The following is a 16522-nucleotide window of genomic DNA, read 5'->3' as shown; positions in this document are numbered from 1 at the left end:
TTTTATCGGAGTCGATGTTGACTTTCACCACAAGGGTATAAGTGCGACTAAGCCTCTGGTTTCACCAATCGGCAAGTCTTCTTTATCGTACGGAGGCGAAGGAAGTCTCTCTAGTCGCAGGCGCTCGGAGCTAGACATCTCTTTAAATAAAGAGACTGTTTGTAGACAGTCTCTTTATGTTTAGCTTTCATTCATTTGTTCACGAAAGACTTGCAATGCTTTATTTTCATTTAAAGCAACAAGGGTTTCTTCTGTCAACGTCCCATCGCCCTTTTCAATAATGTACACGTCAACTTCTTTTTTACCCCATTCAGAGTATACTTCCTCTACTGTTTCATAATATAGATCAATTTTATTCCCATTAATAGCACTGCCTTTATCAGCTACCACACCATATCCATATCCCGGAATAAACATGATTGTTCCTATTGGATAGACACTGAGATCTGCCGCTATAGTAGAGTATAAATCACGCTTTACCTGGACCCCTGAGTATGTTATACCATACATCGGATGATCTGGTGTTTTTCCTGTTGATTCAACACCTGCAGTATATCCTGTAGCAACAACCCTTGTACTAGGATATTGTTCAATGTTTACTGCTTCTTCCAGAGTTTTAGGGCCTTCGATTCGTTCACTGGAAATATATTTTTGTGGTTTTTGCAAAGTCATTAGGTTTTTCTCTTTTAAACTTATCTTTCTAGGTTCTACAAGTTTATAGTCTACTGACGCAGTGGTGCCTGGGTTATTATTTGCCTTCAGAACTACACCCATTTCTGCATAACTAACATTTGAAATACTAGAAAATGTTGTAAAAAAAGCAGCAAAGAACAGTAGAGTCATACTAATTCTTCTTAATAAATTATTTATTTTCAATGATAACACCTCTCTGGATGTCATCATTTCCAATCTATTAAGTTTTTATACATAACATATATTAAAACATTTGATAGCCACTTTTTCGTAAGTATTTTACAACGATACCAGATACAATCGTACCAACTAATCCAGATGACAACATCGTAATATCTACAGGAGTTAGGCTAATTAATTTATCACCTAGCAAACTAAATGATTCACCTGGAGACGTAAAGTAATCTGTAGTAGCAATTCCATCAATAATTATAATAACAATAATTGGATAGATAAATGCCATTAACCACGTACGTCTTAGTAACATATTAAGTATAAATGCTATACCAAAAAATATAACAAAATAAAGTAATACAGAAACAATTAACTGTATCAATGTTAAGTTCTCCTTCATATTGAAATTTTATCCACAACAACCATTCTAAATATAAATCTCAAAAAAAGCAAAGACAATAAATGCCTTTGCTTTAAAATCTACTATTCTTCTATTAGATTAATAAAAGAAATTAAATTTACCTTTTTTAAACATCAATCCAAGGCCACCTAGTTTAAGAAGATAACGGTTATCACTCATTTTCTTCATAAACGTAGCTTTCCAGCCAAATAACTTATACTTATTGAACACTACACCAACAGCGTCATTATGACCTAAGGAAGCTAAAGTACCTTGTGATATGAATTCAAAGCTTTCTAATTCTTGACCTTGAATCATAGCTTTAATGTTATGAGCTACAGTACTAGCTTGTTGGATAGCAATTTGTGCAGTTGGAGGGTATGGTCTTTCGTTTTCTGGATTCATAATTAACGCACAATCCCCTACAACAAAGACATTATCATAATCTGGAGCACGCATATCACTCTTAACTTCTACTTTTCCGCGATTTGTTTGGAAACCAGATTGTTCAACTATAGAGTTTGCTTTAACTCCTGCAGCCCATACTGTTGTCTTTGTTGGAACTTCAACTTGTTTTCCATCTTTTTCATAAACGATGCTTTCAGGCTTACACTCTTTAAGCATCGCACCTGTAATAAATTCAACACCACGTGATTCCAAAGAATTCATAGCATATTCAACTAATGCAGGGTCAAAACCAGGTAAGACAGTTGGAGAACCCTCTACATTAATAATTCGAACTAATGATTTATCAATATCATATTCCTCACAAAGTTCGGGAATACGGTTAGCTAATTCACCAACAAATTCGATTCCTGTAAAACCACCACCACCAACTACGATATTTAAACGAGCTGGATTCTTTTCTTCTTCATTATGATATAATGCAAAATTATGTTCTAAATGTTCTCTGATCAAACGTGCACTATTAATATTGCTGATCATAAATGCATTTTCTTCAAGTCCAGGAATTCCAAAGGTTGCAGATTCAAAACCTAAACCTACTACTAGAATATCATAGCTTAGTTCTCCATTTTCTAGGACTACTTTATTTTCATCTGGTTTAATTTCTACAACTGAGTCTTGAACAAAATTTACTTTACTGTTCACAACATCTTTAATCGGAATACGAGTTTGATCATGATGGATTGTACCAGCAGCTGTTTCATGTAACCATGTTGTTTGATAATGATAATCATTTTTGTTAACAAGTGTAATATTTGCATCGTTAACACCTAACGATTTTTGTAAATTTACAGTGGTCATAATTCCACCATAACCTGCTCCCAAAATAACAACTTTTGGATTATTCACTCTAATCACTTCCATTTTTAAATTTATAAAAATATAATTCCATATTACATCACTGTTTGTGACATTTTTCACGAGTAATGATATAAAAAAACATTAAGTTTTTGTCACAAAAACGTAATATATTATCCATTGATAATATTAGCCCTTTTGTACTGTTTTTTCAACCCTTTGCAATATTTTTATAAAAGTATAATAATTCTGTTATTTAATTCTAGTATTGCACATATATACACACGAGGTTGTGATTTATGATACTATTGTATCGGACACTCAATAATTTAAAGAATTGGGGGTATTATTGTGTCAGATAAAGTTTTTGATGTAACAATTATTGGAGCTGGCCCCGTTGGATTGTTTACTGCCTTTTATGGTGGAATGAGACAAGCTAGTGTTAAAATAATTGAAAGTTTACCACATACTGGTGGGCAATTATCTGCCCTATATCCAGAAAAATATATATATGATATTGCAGGTTTCCCTAAAGTTCGAGCACAAGAACTTGTCGATAACTTAGAAGAACAAGCCAATCTTTTCAACCCTGAGATTGTTTTGGGTCAATCGATTGAAAAGGTCGAACGTTTGGAAGATGATACTTTTAAATTAACATCTAATGAAGAAACTCATTATACAAAAACAATTATTATTACAGCTGGTAATGGTGCATTTCAACCTCGCCGATTAAATGTTGGTAATTCTGAAGAGTATGAAGGTGTTAATTTACATTACTATGTAAAAGATATGAATCATTTTAAAGGACAGCGAGTAGCGCTATTAGGTGGTGGAGATTCTGCAGTTGATTGGGCATTAATGTTAGAACCTATCGCTGAAAAAGTAACACTTGTCCATCGTCGTGATCAGTTCCGTGCACATGAGCATAGTGTGGAACAATTAATGAATTCAAGCGTGGAGATTCTAACACCTTTTGTTCCATCAGATATTGTTGCGAATAAGTCTATTGAAAAACTAATACTTAATGAAGTAAAAGGCGACAGAGAAGTAGAACTTGATGTTGATTCTGTCATCTGTAATTATGGTTTTATTTCAACACTTGGTCCCATTAAAGATTGGGGACTAGAAATTGAAAAAAATAGTATTGTTGTTAATTCAAAAATGGAAACCAATATCCCAGGTATATATGCTGCAGGGGACATATGTACGTACCCTGGAAAAGTAAAACTAATTGCAACTGGTTTTGGTGAAGGACCAACTGCTATTAATAATGCCAAACAATATATTGATCCAAAAGCAAGAATTCAACCAAAACACTCAACAAGTATGTTTTAAGAGAAGAAACTGAGAAAAATTTTTTTGATCTTAATGTAAAATCCGGATTATTCTTTATACTAGAATAACCCGGATTTTTAGTGTGGTACTTATTTGTGCACCTTGTAGATGTGCTGTTTTCGAAGTAAATATTGCTTTTGGTTTAGTGTAGAATAGTAGAACTAGCGTAAGAAATACAGCCGCCCACGGCAAAGAAGACACTATGAAAGCGACCGAAGGAAGCTTGAATAGATGTCGCCCTTGTGCTGGAAGTGAAAGCGAAGTGTATTTCTGTAGCGGAGGAGAAAATACTACACTCAAATCCCACTCTTATATTTGAGCTGCAACATCCTCTAGCGCATCTTCATCTATTATTTTCATATTTCTTTGTCCTTCTTGTACGACCCATCCATTCGTTTGAAAGCTAGAAAATCTTCTACTTAATGTTTCACGAGTAGTACCCAAGTAGGATGCTAAATCTTTTTTACTCATTGGTAACTTTATGGTGTTACTTCCTGCCTTCTCGGCCAAATCTAATAAATAGCTTGCCAATCTCGCTTCAACATCTTTAGCACTCAATTGACCTACCAATTTTTCCGTTTGTTCAAGTCGAGTACTAAACTGCTGTAGTATTTTTACAGCAATCGAGGGTTCTTGTTGCATTAGTTTCTGCATATCATCACGATGGATAGAACATATTTCTGTTGATTCCAATGCTTCTGCATAACTATCCAATGTTTTTTCGGTGAACAGTGCTAATTCCCCCATAAATTCCCCAGGATATAAGATCCTTAATAATTGCTCTTTCCCTGATTCAAATATTTGATAGTTTTTCACACTTCCTTGGTGAACAATATACAAATAATCTAATGGTTCTCCATCCCGAAAAATAATCTCACCTTTTTTAAAATTTTTATGTTTACTTAGTTCAGCAATCCGAAACATCTCTTCATCATTTAAATGATTAAAAAACGGAACTTTTGAAACACACAATTCACTAGCATTTCCATGATTACACTCTAACGACATTAAATAACCCCCACTATAAGCAGTTTATTCTACTCAAAAATAAGAAAAAGCTAGAATACTTTGTAAAGCATTCTAGCAATGTATTAGCATTTTTCTGGTGTACCTTCATATTCTTTCGATCTAAAGGAAGAACCACATCCACAAGATACGATGGCATTTGGATTGTCGATGCTAAAGCCGCCACCCATCATGTTTTGCTTAAAATCAATTGTAGTCCCCTCAATAATTGGAATATCTTGTTTAAAAATAGCTACTGGTATATCGTTTATCTCGTCAACCATATCTAATTCATCATTAATATCATCATCAAATCCGAGTGAATAAGATAATCCGCTACAACCGCCACCTTTAATGCCGAAACGTAAACGAACTTTTTCTGACTCGTCTTTCATCATTTCTTGAATTTGGTATTTCGCATCATCAGTGATAGTAATTACCATTCGATTACCTCCTCAATAAAATCCTTTACTTATTATTAAGTATACAAACTCTACACCTAGGAATCAAATCATCTATCCAAACAATCTATTAATAGTGAAAACTTCCTGTTGCAATAACCTCTGCACCACCAGTCATCCAAACATGGTTCCGATCATCCCATTTAATTTTCAAATCGCCACCTTGTAGATGAACAGTAATCTCCTGATTCTTTGTTACTTTGTTATTTAATGTAGCAGCAACTACTGCTGCACATGCACCAGTTCCACATGCTTGCGTGACACCAGATCCACGTTCCCATACACGGAAGTTAATTTCATTATCATTTACAACCTCAATGAACTCAACATTAACACCTTCAGGAAACCTTTCATCTTTTTCTATTACAGGTCCTAGTTCATATAACGGTGCATGATTTATATCTTCTACAAAAAGTACAACATGTGGGTTCCCCATAGAAACAGCTGTTATTTTATGCTCGTTCTCTCCTACAAGAAAAGTTTCATTCACTACTTTTTCTGAAGAATCACCTATCATTGGAATTTCATGTCTAGACAAAATTGGTGGTCCCATATCTATTTTAATTTCGTTCACTACATTATCTTGAACATCCACTTCTGCTTCTACTAAGCCTGCTTTTGTTTCGATGTGAAAGATAGGTTCTTTCACGATCCCGTATTCATAAGCATATTTGGCCGTACAACGTAGTCCATTTCCACAGCTCATTCCTTCAGAGCCATCTTTATTAAATATTCTCATACCAACTTCTGCTTTATCAGATGGATGAATTAATATTAATCCATCAGACCCTATTCCTGTATTCACATCGGATACTTTTATTGCTAAATCTGACAGTAGCTCCTCTTCCACTTCCTGCTTAAATAGATCTAAATAGATATAATTATTACCTAATCCATGCATTTTAATAAAAGGTATTTTCATATTTTTCCTCATTTCTCTTGTTGGCGCAAAGAGATATTTTCTTTATCTAATGCGAAATAAATATCTTTTAGTTTAGGAATTCCTTCAGCTACCATGTCATCATTAACAAATACGATTGGATAAAATAAATCTTCTTCCCAAATTCGTTCCACAAATTGTTGATGTTTTGGTTCCTCTGGTGGATTTTCAATATCAATATAGTTATAACGAATGGAATCATCAACGTACTTTCTTCCAATTGCTGCTTGTAACCATTCGTACGTATCTTTTGAACCAGGTGCCCCTACACAACTTGCACATATTTGGTCAGCTCCATAAACCGTAATTAATATTTCATTACTCATTTTATACCCTCCCTCTTCCTTCTTAGCTATTAATTCACAATGCTAGTTAGTTTTATTTTACAAAATTCTTATTTAAAGATAAAATAAAACTAACTAAATAGAATAAAATGGTTTTAGAGATAGATTTCTAACCAACAACGTTTTATAATAAGATATATGGAAAGGAGAAGATGGATAATGCAAGAACAAGTTCAAGAAGTCTTAAATAAACTACGCCCATTTTTGCTACGCGATGGTGGAGATGTGGAATTAGTTGATGTAGATGAAAATGGCATTGTACTTCTTCGTCTCATGGGTGCATGTGGGAATTGCCCTAGTTCAACAATTACGTTAAAAGCCGGTATCGAGCGTGCATTAAGAACTGAAGTACCAGGTGTTAAAGAGATTGAACAAGTATTTTAATTAAAAATTTGAGCAGACAGCATGTTAAATGTTGTCTGCTTTTTTATTATCTTCTTATATGGTATGGGTTCTTCAAGAAATTGGGGTTACTGGTCCACTTCCATTGAAAAATCCATCTAAATTCTCCATACATAATTCGAGCATACGAGTACGTGTTTCCACACTAGCAGAACCAATATGTGGTAAACACACGACATTATCAAAGTTTAATAATGGATGATCATTTTGGATTGGTTCCTTCTCAAATACATCTAGCCCTGCTGCTTTGATTTGATTTTCTTGTAATGCATTTACCAAAGCCGTTTCATCAACGACTTGTCCACGAGACACATTTATAAAAATAGCACTGGATTTCATTTTCTCAAAGACATTTTTGTCAAACAAATATTTCGTAGCCCCTGTTAATGGTACCAATGATACAACATAATCTGCCTCAGTTAACAATTCATCAAACTCTCTATACAAAGCCCCTAAACTTTTTTCTGCTTCAGGTTTCCTATTTCGGTTATGGTATGTAATTTTCATACCAAATCCTTTTGCACGTCTCGCAACTGCTTCACCTATTCTTCCCATACCTACAATACCTATTGTCTTTCCAAAGATATCTGTTCCTGCGAGTGCGTATGGTGACCAATTTTCCCACTTGTTTTCTCGTAGATAATCACTTGCCTCAATGATTCTTCTAGCAGTAGCCATTAGGAGCGAGAAAGTTAAATCTGCTGTTGTTTCTGAAAGGACATCTGGTGTATTTGTAACTATAATTCCTTTCTCCGTTGCATAGTTGACGTCAATATTGTCATACCCAACAGCCATGTTAGCAATAATTTTAAGATTAGTCGCCCTGTCGATTAGTGCTCTATCAATTCTTTCTGAAATTAAACATAAGAGGCCGTCTGCTTTTTCTACTTCATTGTGTAAAATATTATTTGGAACAGGCTTATCTTCACTTTCCCACATTTTAATTTCAAACTTATCGCGAAATGGTTCTAATATGTGTTCTGGTAATTTTCTAGTTATAAAAATTTGTGGTTTCTTTTTCAATTCCGACTCCTCCCCTTGCATTCCTTCTCTATAACCAGTGTAACACAGGAATGCGTAATGATTGATAATCAACTTCCATCATTTCGAAAAATTTAGACAAGTTTAATTCATAGTCATGTTGTTGATCTAATATGCTTTGTAATTGTTTATATTGTTTCTCAAAATCTCGATGTATAAAGGTATCCTCTAGACAGTCAAAGATATGAATAGGGAAAATTAATCGTGCATATAATAATCTCCAACTGAAAACAGATAATGGACGAATGGACTGATAATCTTGTATAAATTGTTTACTATTGTTCAGACCATTTTTACTATCACTTAGCAATTGATAGCGAATAAACTCCGCTAAATCACGTGTCGGATGATCATAAACTAAATCATGAAACCAAATAATTGGCTGTTCTACATTGTTTTGGTACCTTCTGAAGGCAATCGTTCCTTGATCATGTAAGTGATAACGCCGTTCCGATTCTGTTTCCTGTAAATATTGAATTGCATTTTCACTAACTCCAACTAAATATGGTAGACTATCCATAACCAACCTATAGTAATCGTTTCTATATTCAGCTGCTTCTTCTTGAGTTTTTTGTTCAAAAGCTGTTAATTTGCTAATCCATAAATCTTTCCATTGCCCATAGCTTGATATTTCTTGTGGTTCATATTGATATGTTGTGCTTAACTGATGAAAATTGGCTAAGTACGTTCCATGTGAGGATGGTTTACTATCTAATGGGGTTTCTACCTTGGTAACGATATAAGGCGTATTCTCAATCATTTGAAACCATTCACCATTCAATGATGTAAGTGGATACGCAATTTGATCATAGCTATTCTCTGCTAAAAAATATCCAAGAGCGGCTTGCTCCATATGAATCGTTTCCTTATTTAACGAGGGAATGATAAAATAGAGATGTTCGTCATCTTGAAATCCTTCCAATTGGCGATAACGGACCTTATTTTTAACCTGAATACCATAGTTCATTTTTAGAAATTCCTTCATAAAGAATCCCCTCCATTTAAATCTAGTCTTAATTTAAGTGTATGTATGGAAAGGTAATAACTTAACCGAAATTTGATAGAGGAATGGTGATTACAAATGAGTAAAGAAAAACAAAGTGAAATTGAAGTAAAAGCGAGACAATGGTTAGAAGAACGAGGCGTAACGATAAATGATATTGCCGAACTTGTATATTATCTCCAATCAAAATATCATGATGACTTAAAAATGGAAGACTGTATATACAATGTCGACCGTGTTTTAACAAAAAGAGAAGTACAAAATGCCATTTTAACAGGGATTCAATTAGATATTTTAGCAGAGAAAAAGCTATTAGATGAACCACTCCAAAAAACCATTGAAGTAGATGAAAGCTTATACGGAATTGACGAAATCATTGCTTTTTCAATTGTAAACGTCTATGGTTCAATTGGCTTTACCAACTATGGGTATATTGACAAACAAAAACCTGGCATATTGGAAAAATTAAATGATAAATCAAGTGGAGAATGTCATACATTTTTAGATGATATTGTTGGAGCTATTGCTGCAGCTGCCTCTAGTCGATTAGCACACGCAGCAGCAGATGATAATATGTTAGATGACTAAGGCTAAGGGTATAAAAGACGCCCTTGTGCATCCTTTATTAACGTTTTAGACCATGGTGTGGCAGAGCAGTTTAGCAAAACTGCTCTGTTTTTATATATTTACTTCTGATAGATTATGCACGTAATAAGTAGGTTTTACTTCTAATGAAGAATATTCTCCAAATGGTGTTACTCCTGTAAATACCATTAATGTATCTAACCCTGCTTGGATACCAGCTTTTATATCCGTATTATAATTATCTCCAACCATTAGAGTTTCTTCTTTTTTGGTTCCGAGTGCTTTAAGTGCTTGATCCATAATGATTGATTCAGGTTTACCAATAAAAGTTGGTACCTGTCCTGTACTAACGGTTATAACGGAAGTCAACGACCCGTTCCCAGGTAATAGACCTCGTTCAGTAGGGATTGCGATATCACCATTTGTAGAAATAAATGTTGCCCCATTTCTTACTTCTAAACACGCATTGGCTAATTTTTCATAATTAATTTGTCGGTCCATTCCTATAACTACAAATTCACTATTTTCTTTAACGATCGTTAGACCTTCATTTTTTAGGGATTGTAATAAACCCTCTTCCCCTATTACATAACATCGACCATTTGTATTTTGTTCCTTAATATATTTGGCTGTTGCCATGCTTGAGGTAAATACATGGTCAACGGTACATGGAATTCCCATGTTATTTAACTTGTCTGAGACATCTTTTTGTGTCTTAGTGGAATTATTCGTTAAAAATAAGTATGGAATACCTTTGTCGTTCAGTCGTTTAACAAATAATGGTGCTTCTTCAATAACTTTATTGCCATGATACATCGTGCCATCTAAGTCAATTAAATAACCTTGGTAATTTTTCATAAATATCTCCTTCAAACACAGACTAAAGTATTTATATATAAAAAAACCGAACATGTGATGTCCGGAATATTGTAATATGTGAGCACCTCGTGTTATTGTATAATATCAGTCGCTACGGAAATACACTTCGCTTTCCGCGGGCGGCTGTATTTCCTGCGCTAGTGGGCGTCACTGTCATTAAACATTAACTTCTAGAATCGTTAGTCTTTTGAATGATTTGTCCCTGTATTCGGTTTTTTAATCATCCACTTACAGAAGCTGTCACCACTAGTAATACATGTTTGAGTAACTACTTCACTATCTCGAAAAATCTCACTAAATACTGTTTTTTCATTAGAGCATACTTGTTTATAACAAGATGCAATATTTGAAATGGGACAGTTGAAATTTTTCATTTCATAGTTTCCTTCTTCATCTTTACTAATCTCAACCATGTACCCTTTTTCATCCTGTATTTCAGCTACTTCTTTTACTTTCTGATCAAAATCATCCGTAGATATTCTGGTTTCAAATTCCTTTTTTTCTCTTTCCATTCTACGCCTTAAAACATCGGCTACAGCCTGTTCCCCATGAAGTTCTTCAAGGTCTTGTAATAACTCCACTGGAAGTTTTTCATACTGATTCGGAAAAGTCTGATGGCCTTCCTTTGTCAATTCATACGTATAATAAGGTCTTCCAATCTTTTGCTTAATTGTATTTTTCTTAATTAACCCTTGTTTTTCCAATTCATGGATATGTCGTCGAATGGCAACTTCTGAAATCGTAAAGTGGTCTACTAATTCATCAATGGTCAATTGATGATCTTTTTTCAGAACTGTTAATATCTTTTGTCTAGTTGGTGTACGTTTCATTCTCCATCACCTTTATTCATTTGAAAATGCATTTGCTACACCTAACTCATTAATTAAATACTCTCTAATATAAGTACTGAATTTATCTAGTATTGCTTTATTCTCGGATAAAGTATTTACTAATGCTTCATGATCCACTTGCATATATTCTTTAACGAGATGTTTTCGCAAATTAATAACTGCTTTATAATTTGCTTCCTCATCTCCAGGTATAACTTTTTCATCTACAAGAATATCGATAATATCCTCATAACTACCTGGATCACGCATGATAAATCCATCTATCATCATATTTCCCACATCAATTATTGACTCAATTATCATTTGAGTTAAACGCTCTAACGCCAATTGGTGCACAAAGGAGTTATAATTATGTTCATTTATTTCATTCAATAACTTATCCATATATTCAAGAATTTCTTCTATCTTTTTTCGATCTACAAAATACATAGGAAATTGCCCCCCTAAGATAATCATTAACTACATACAATAATACCATAAATTAAATGATTCTTAGTAAAAAACATGATATAGTAATTAAAATGTTGAAAAAGGAGATTTGGTAATTTATGGGGAAACACGAATTAATAAAAGATGAAACTATTCAACGAGAAGTTCGGTACATTAGTTTTATGGGAAGGCTCCATCGATATGACCTAGCGATAATGGATAATAGCGAGGATCCTACTAAGAAAGTTGTGATTAATTTGCAGAATCATCATATTGCAATTATTGGTTCAAATGATTTATCCGAAAAAGGAAATTTGGCCCATTCTTTATTACTTTCTGAGATGGAAGCAGACGAAGTTCGCGAGGTGCTTCAGGACATTCTTTAAATCGTAATTTCATACATTCTTTCAATCCACTTGTAGAAAAAACAAAAATTGGCATGTTATCCATTCCCCTTTCTGTTCAAACTATAAGTATGAAAGGGTGTTTACAATGGCCAAGGATGATAAAAAGAAGTTTTCAGATTTCTCAAATGTAAGAGAACAAAGAAATAATTTAATCCCTGAAGAATTTCCTGAAGGTTCTTTTGGCTCTGCTATTAATAAAGATGAGCCCGTATACAGTAAGTCAACTCCATGGAAGGATGGACAAAGAAGGGAAAGCGCATTTGTCTATCCTTATAAACAACTTCACGAAGACTTACCGAGACAAGTCCCAGGTGCTCATCCTATTCATGATGAACCAGATGATGTGAATCCGGAACAAGAAGGATAAGATGAAAATGTAAAAAGAGGCTATTTCGATAGGCCTCTTTCCTCTTTTAATTCACTTTTTTAATTACGAAATATGCACATCCAAAATTACAATACTCGTATATATAATCATCCAAGGCACTAATTTTTGTATCGATAGATGCTTTTGAATTATGATCATTGTAGAAGCCCTTTAATCTTAACTGTTCATATCCCCAGTCCCCAACTATATAATCATATTTCTTCAATATACCTGAGTAACGTTCTTCTAATGCTTCCTGTTGAAAACCATCACGAACATTCTCGATTATTTCATAGTTTTTGCCAAATAACTCAATCACCCAACTCACCCCTTACATTGAATATAGTTTATCACATTTTTCACCCCTAGAAAATATAATCCAGTTTGATTGTATGAAAATACTCTTTCTATACAAAACTAAGCTTATACTTTGTAGGATATTGAGGAGGAAATAATGTGAAAAATATACTATATAGTTTGATATTTGTTGTAATTGCTCTTTCTGCATGCTCAAGCAATGATGGTACTATGGGTGAACATGAAAAAATTGCAGACCAATTAGATCCAACTGGTGATGAAGGAACGTTAGGTGATCCAGAATATAATGACTCAGAGGCTCACACAAGATTAGGTTTTGTTAATTATACAAAAGACCAATTCGAGCAAGATCCTAATAAAAATCGTGTAGTAACTATGGATAGAAAAGAAATGGCGGATATCATATCCAGAATCATCATTCGACATGAAGCTTTCGATGAAATAGCTACACTAGTAACAGGAGAAGAAGTACTTATTGCGTATGAGAAGAATGATACTTTAAGTGATCAAGAAGCTGCGGATGTAGCACGTAAATCAGCAATGAGTGTTCTTCCTCGGTTCTTTGAGATATATGTTTCTGACAATAATACCTTAATTGGCGATATCCAAAGCCTTCATAATTCAACTACAACAGATGATGATTACAAAAATACTCTAAACCGTATTATAAAAGAAATGGACAAAGAACCACCAGAAGATAATGAGAATAATTAAAATACTTTTATGGAAAAGGTTGACCAACTTCAGTCGACCTTTTCCTAATAAGTAAAATCTCAATTTTGAGGTGAAAAAATGTACTACAAATGGACTCTTTCCTTTATATTTGTCTTAATTGCTTCGTTAGCTATTCCACTAACTATACATGCACAAGACCAAGAGGATTTGTATAAAGAAAGGCTAGCTCTGTATAAAAAAACAGAAGCAGTAACGCAAATTCCTTGGTATTACATCGCTGCAATTGATCAATATGAAAGACAAATACAAAAGGATTTAGAAGAAAATCAAGTAATATCCATAAAAATCCCTGAAGAACTATGGTTTGGGCCAGGAAATACATCGAAGACCACGGATAAAGAAATGATTAAGTTGTTTAACGGGAAAGGGCAAGACGGTAATGGAGATAATAAAGCAGAACCTGACAACCCAGAAGACGTATTACTAACAATGGCTAATCTTGTATTAGAACATGGACCGACAGAAGAAGATATTAATATTGGAATATGGGATTATTACAAACGTGATTTAGCTGTACACACGATAAAAAACACAGCGAAGGTATTTAAAAAATTCGGCAAAATTTATTTAACAGATCGAGATTTTCCTGTAGACATAGGCTATAACTACACCTACCACAACACATGGGGAGACCGTCGTGGCTTTGGTGGAAACCGAATTCATGAAGGAACTGATATCTTTGCTGATTATGGCACTCCAGTAAAATCAACGACATATGGTGTAGTGGAATTAAAAGGTTGGAATTTATATGGTGGCTGGCGAATAGGAATTCGGGATATTTTTAACATCTACCATTATTACGCCCATTTAAGTGGTTTTGAAGAAGGTCTTTCAGTAGGTCAAATCGTCAAACCAGGTGACTTATTAGGACGAGTTGGTTCAACTGGTTATGGTCCACCAGGTACATCTGGAAAATTCCCACCACACTTACATTATGGTATGTATAAAGATAATGGTTACAGCGAGTGGTCATTTGATCCATATCCCCATCTAAAAAAATGGGAAAGAATGGCGAGGAAAAAAAGATAAAATTGTAAAGGGACTGTCATTTTGACAGCCCCTTTTTTTATTAATTAGCCTCTTTACTCTTTTTAACCGCATGGGTGATACTTAATGCTAGACCACCCCAGATGATAACAATACCAATTATTGCAACAATGATAGCACCCATTATTTAGCCTCCTTCGATAGTTCCTCTTGATCTTGAGTATCTGGCTGTTTCCATTTGGTGAAGACCATAAGAAGAACACCAATTATTAACGCTCCTGCAGCAACTGCCCAACCACTCCAGAGAATAAATGCGTCTGAATATCCTTCATAGTTCCCAGTATCATTATCAAATTTCTTTAATATATTTTGTGTGAATAATTGATACATCATTACACCTAAGACAACCGGAGTAATACCACCTAAGCTAATTGTCCACCAAGAACCAAGTTTAATATCTGATACTTCGTTTGCGTGTGATTTTAATTCGCCTAGCTTACGTAAGAACCAAGCTACTAGTACAACTTCCACTAATCCAATTAGCGCAACACCGAATTGGTTAATAAAGTAATCTACTGCATCTAGGAAGAATAGCCCTCCTTGTGTAGCATATAGCAATGAAACGATTGCAGATAGACCACCACCAAAAGCTACAGCTTTAGCTCTTGAAATCTTAAACTTATCTACTAAACCAGCAATATATGTTTCACAAATTGAAATTAACGAAGACAGACCTGCAAGTACTAAAGAAGCAAAGAACAAGAACCCAAAGAAGCCATTTAATCCTGGGAATTCATTAATAATTTGCGGGAATACAACAAAGGCTAATCCCACACCCCCAGCAACAACCTCGTCAACTGCCACACCAGCTTGACTTGCCATAAAACCAAGTGCAGCAAATACTCCAATACCTGCTAATAATTCAAAACTTGAGTTACCAAAACCTACAATAAACGCATTATTAGTAAGGTCAGACTTTTTCGGTAAATAACTTGAATAAGTAATCATGATTGCAAATGCAATGGATAAACTAAAGAAGATTTGTCCATATGCAGCAACCCATACATCAGGTGATAATATCTGACTAAAGTCAGGTGCAAAAAATGCTTCTAGCCCTTGTAGAGCACCAGGTAATGTAACTGCACGAATAACAATAATTAAGAATACTACTACCAATGTCGGAATAAAAATTCGGTTTGCAATCTCAATACCTTTTTTAACACCTTTAAATAATACTCCTAAAACAATTGCCCAAACAAGTAGCAATGGTATTAGAACTCCTAGCTCAAATCCTCCTGTTTGTCCAGGATCAACCGTTAAATTTAAATAGTCATTAAATAAGAATGATTCCGTGTCATCCCCCCACGCTTGATTAAATGAGAAGATTGCATAAGACATTGCCCAGGCAATGATTACAGCGTAATAGGTTGAAATAACAAATGAAACCATTACGGCCCACCAACCTATTCCTTCCGTCTTCTTGCTCATCCTTCTAAATGCTAATGGTGCAGATCCTCTGTACTTGTGACCCATGGTAAATTCCATAATAAGTAAAGGAATACCTGCTGTTAATAAAGCAAATAGATACGGAATAAAGAACGCACCCCCACCATTTTCAAATGCTGTGGCAGGAAAACGCCAAATATTCCCAAGACCAACCGCTGAACCTACTGCAGCCAAAATAAAACCTGCTCTTGTTCCCCATTGTGAACGTGTTTCCATGAATAAACCTCCTCTTTTAATTGTTGACTTATTATTTTAATAATAATAAGTTTCAGAATATTAATCTTGTATGTATTATAACGATACTTTAATACTATGTCAAAATATTTTTATAATTTTCAATATAATTTTTATAATCCGAAATAATTGAATAGAAAGTATTAAAACAAGGTATGTGATA

Annotated in this window: 22 protein-coding genes; 7 read left to right on the top strand and 15 right to left on the bottom strand. The window is 34.3% G+C overall.

Translation table 11 applies throughout. The features are described 5' to 3' along the window. Nucleotides 1–180 precede the first annotated feature (180 nt). From BUB12_RS12310 to BUB12_RS12300, 3 genes are all read right to left on the bottom strand, one after another. A complete protein-coding gene (locus BUB12_RS12310) occupies nucleotides 181–876 on the bottom strand; it encodes a 3D domain-containing protein (RefSeq protein ID WP_072891224.1) in 696 nt (231 codons plus the stop codon). Between the two features lie 61 nt (nucleotides 877–937). Continuing rightward, nucleotides 938–1249 carry a YuiB family protein gene (locus tag BUB12_RS12305; RefSeq protein ID WP_234982701.1) on the bottom strand — a complete coding sequence of 104 codons (312 nt, stop codon included), beginning with the start codon at nucleotides 1247–1249 and terminating at the stop codon, nucleotides 938–940. Between the two features lie 117 nt (nucleotides 1250–1366). Next, on the bottom strand, nucleotides 1367–2581 hold the full coding sequence (locus BUB12_RS12300; RefSeq protein WP_072891222.1) for an NAD(P)/FAD-dependent oxidoreductase: 1215 nt from the start codon (nucleotides 2579–2581) through the stop codon (nucleotides 1367–1369). A gap of 300 nt (nucleotides 2582–2881) precedes the next feature. On the opposite strand from BUB12_RS12300, the gene BUB12_RS12295 reads away from it, so the two are divergent. Continuing rightward, the gene (locus BUB12_RS12295; protein WP_072891221.1) at nucleotides 2882–3865 is read left to right on the top strand and encodes an NAD(P)/FAD-dependent oxidoreductase; all 984 of its coding nucleotides are present in this window, start codon (nucleotides 2882–2884) and stop codon (nucleotides 3863–3865) included. 309 nt (nucleotides 3866–4174) lie between these two features. On the opposite strand, the gene BUB12_RS12290 is transcribed toward BUB12_RS12295, so the two are convergent. From BUB12_RS12290 to BUB12_RS12275, 4 genes are all read right to left on the bottom strand, one after another. Further along, nucleotides 4175–4873 (bottom strand): Crp/Fnr family transcriptional regulator, encoded by a 699-nt coding sequence (locus BUB12_RS12290; RefSeq protein WP_072891220.1) that lies wholly within the window; start codon nucleotides 4871–4873, stop codon nucleotides 4175–4177. Nucleotides 4874–4956: 83 nt separating this feature from the next. Beyond that, entirely contained in the window at nucleotides 4957–5313 is a 357-nt protein-coding gene (locus BUB12_RS12285; protein WP_072891219.1) for a HesB/IscA family protein, read from the bottom strand. 88 nt (nucleotides 5314–5401) lie between these two features. Next, nucleotides 5402–6253 carry a diaminopimelate epimerase gene (dapF, locus tag BUB12_RS12280; protein ID WP_072891218.1) on the bottom strand — a complete coding sequence of 284 codons (852 nt, stop codon included), beginning with the start codon at nucleotides 6251–6253 and terminating at the stop codon, nucleotides 5402–5404. A gap of 8 nt (nucleotides 6254–6261) precedes the next feature. Next, nucleotides 6262–6597 carry a YuzD family protein gene (locus BUB12_RS12275; RefSeq protein WP_072891217.1) on the bottom strand — a complete coding sequence of 112 codons (336 nt, stop codon included), beginning with the start codon at nucleotides 6595–6597 and terminating at the stop codon, nucleotides 6262–6264. A 156-nt stretch (nucleotides 6598–6753) separates the two neighbouring features. Here BUB12_RS12275 and BUB12_RS12270 point away from each other — a divergent pair, with 156 nt between their 5' ends. Further along, nucleotides 6754–6999, top strand: a complete 246-nt coding sequence (locus BUB12_RS12270) for a NifU family protein (RefSeq protein WP_234982700.1) — start codon at nucleotides 6754–6756, stop codon at nucleotides 6997–6999. Nucleotides 7000–7071: 72 nt separating this feature from the next. On the opposite strand, the gene BUB12_RS12265 is transcribed toward BUB12_RS12270, so the two are convergent. Further along, nucleotides 7072–8040, bottom strand: a complete 969-nt coding sequence (locus BUB12_RS12265; protein WP_234982699.1) for a 2-hydroxyacid dehydrogenase — start codon at nucleotides 8038–8040, stop codon at nucleotides 7072–7074. Between the two features lie 28 nt (nucleotides 8041–8068). After that, nucleotides 8069–9043 (bottom strand): protein kinase family protein, encoded by a 975-nt coding sequence (locus tag BUB12_RS12260; protein ID WP_072891214.1) that lies wholly within the window; start codon nucleotides 9041–9043, stop codon nucleotides 8069–8071. 96 nt (nucleotides 9044–9139) lie between these two features. Here BUB12_RS12260 and BUB12_RS12255 point away from each other — a divergent pair, with 96 nt between their 5' ends. Beyond that, complete coding sequence (locus BUB12_RS12255; protein ID WP_072891213.1) at nucleotides 9140–9649, top strand: phosphatidylglycerophosphatase A family protein; 510 nt, start codon at nucleotides 9140–9142, stop codon at nucleotides 9647–9649. 90 nt (nucleotides 9650–9739) lie between these two features. Here the strand turns inward: BUB12_RS12255 and BUB12_RS12250 are convergent, their stop codons facing one another. The 3 genes from BUB12_RS12250 to hepT all read right to left on the bottom strand — a co-directional run bounded on the left by BUB12_RS12250 (nucleotide 9740) and on the right by hepT (nucleotide 11805). Next, on the bottom strand, nucleotides 9740–10504 hold the full coding sequence (locus BUB12_RS12250) for a TIGR01457 family HAD-type hydrolase (RefSeq protein WP_072891212.1): 765 nt from the start codon (nucleotides 10502–10504) through the stop codon (nucleotides 9740–9742). 200 nt (nucleotides 10505–10704) lie between these two features. Beyond that, nucleotides 10705–11355, bottom strand: coding sequence for a helix-turn-helix transcriptional regulator (locus tag BUB12_RS12245; RefSeq protein ID WP_072891211.1), 651 nt, complete (start codon nucleotides 11353–11355; stop codon nucleotides 10705–10707). A gap of 12 nt (nucleotides 11356–11367) precedes the next feature. Further along, nucleotides 11368–11805: a type VII toxin-antitoxin system HepT family RNase toxin gene (hepT, locus tag BUB12_RS12240; protein ID WP_072891210.1), complete on the bottom strand. Its 438-nt coding sequence runs from the start codon at nucleotides 11803–11805 to the stop codon at nucleotides 11368–11370. 119 nt (nucleotides 11806–11924) lie between these two features. On the opposite strand from hepT, the gene BUB12_RS12235 reads away from it, so the two are divergent. Together BUB12_RS12235 and BUB12_RS12230 are read left to right on the top strand one after the other, a co-directional pair. After that, the gene (locus BUB12_RS12235; protein ID WP_072891209.1) at nucleotides 11925–12191 is read left to right on the top strand and encodes an SAV0927 family protein; all 267 of its coding nucleotides are present in this window, start codon (nucleotides 11925–11927) and stop codon (nucleotides 12189–12191) included. Between the two features lie 106 nt (nucleotides 12192–12297). Continuing rightward, nucleotides 12298–12579, top strand: coding sequence for a hypothetical protein (locus BUB12_RS12230; protein WP_072891208.1), 282 nt, complete (start codon nucleotides 12298–12300; stop codon nucleotides 12577–12579). Between the two features lie 46 nt (nucleotides 12580–12625). Here the strand turns inward: BUB12_RS12230 and BUB12_RS12225 are convergent, their stop codons facing one another. Further along, entirely contained in the window at nucleotides 12626–12898 is a 273-nt protein-coding gene (locus tag BUB12_RS12225) for a YutD family protein (RefSeq protein WP_072891207.1), read from the bottom strand. A 137-nt stretch (nucleotides 12899–13035) separates the two neighbouring features. Between BUB12_RS12225 and BUB12_RS12220 the strand changes: the two genes are divergently transcribed. Beyond that, a complete protein-coding gene (locus BUB12_RS12220; protein WP_072891206.1) occupies nucleotides 13036–13611 on the top strand; it encodes a YhcN/YlaJ family sporulation lipoprotein in 576 nt (191 codons plus the stop codon). Nucleotides 13612–13689: 78 nt separating this feature from the next. Then, nucleotides 13690–14661 carry a M23 family metallopeptidase gene (locus BUB12_RS12215; protein WP_072891205.1) on the top strand — a complete coding sequence of 324 codons (972 nt, stop codon included), beginning with the start codon at nucleotides 13690–13692 and terminating at the stop codon, nucleotides 14659–14661. Nucleotides 14662–14701: 40 nt separating this feature from the next. On the opposite strand, the gene BUB12_RS17540 is transcribed toward BUB12_RS12215, so the two are convergent. After that, complete coding sequence (locus tag BUB12_RS17540) at nucleotides 14702–14803, bottom strand: MetS family NSS transporter small subunit (RefSeq protein WP_143155633.1); 102 nt, start codon at nucleotides 14801–14803, stop codon at nucleotides 14702–14704. Beyond that, a complete protein-coding gene (locus BUB12_RS12210; protein WP_072891204.1) occupies nucleotides 14803–16341 on the bottom strand; it encodes a sodium-dependent transporter in 1539 nt (512 codons plus the stop codon). Before BUB12_RS12210 ends, BUB12_RS17540 begins: the two co-directional genes overlap by 1 nt. Between the last annotated feature and the right edge of the window lie 181 nt (nucleotides 16342–16522).

This window comes from Ornithinibacillus halophilus, assembly GCF_900129485.1.
Taxonomy (GTDB): Bacteria; Bacillota; Bacilli; order Bacillales; family Amphibacillaceae; genus Ornithinibacillus; species Ornithinibacillus halophilus.
The sequence above is the reverse complement of the archived record's forward strand: the minus strand, read 5'-3'. Positions and strand labels throughout refer to the sequence as shown.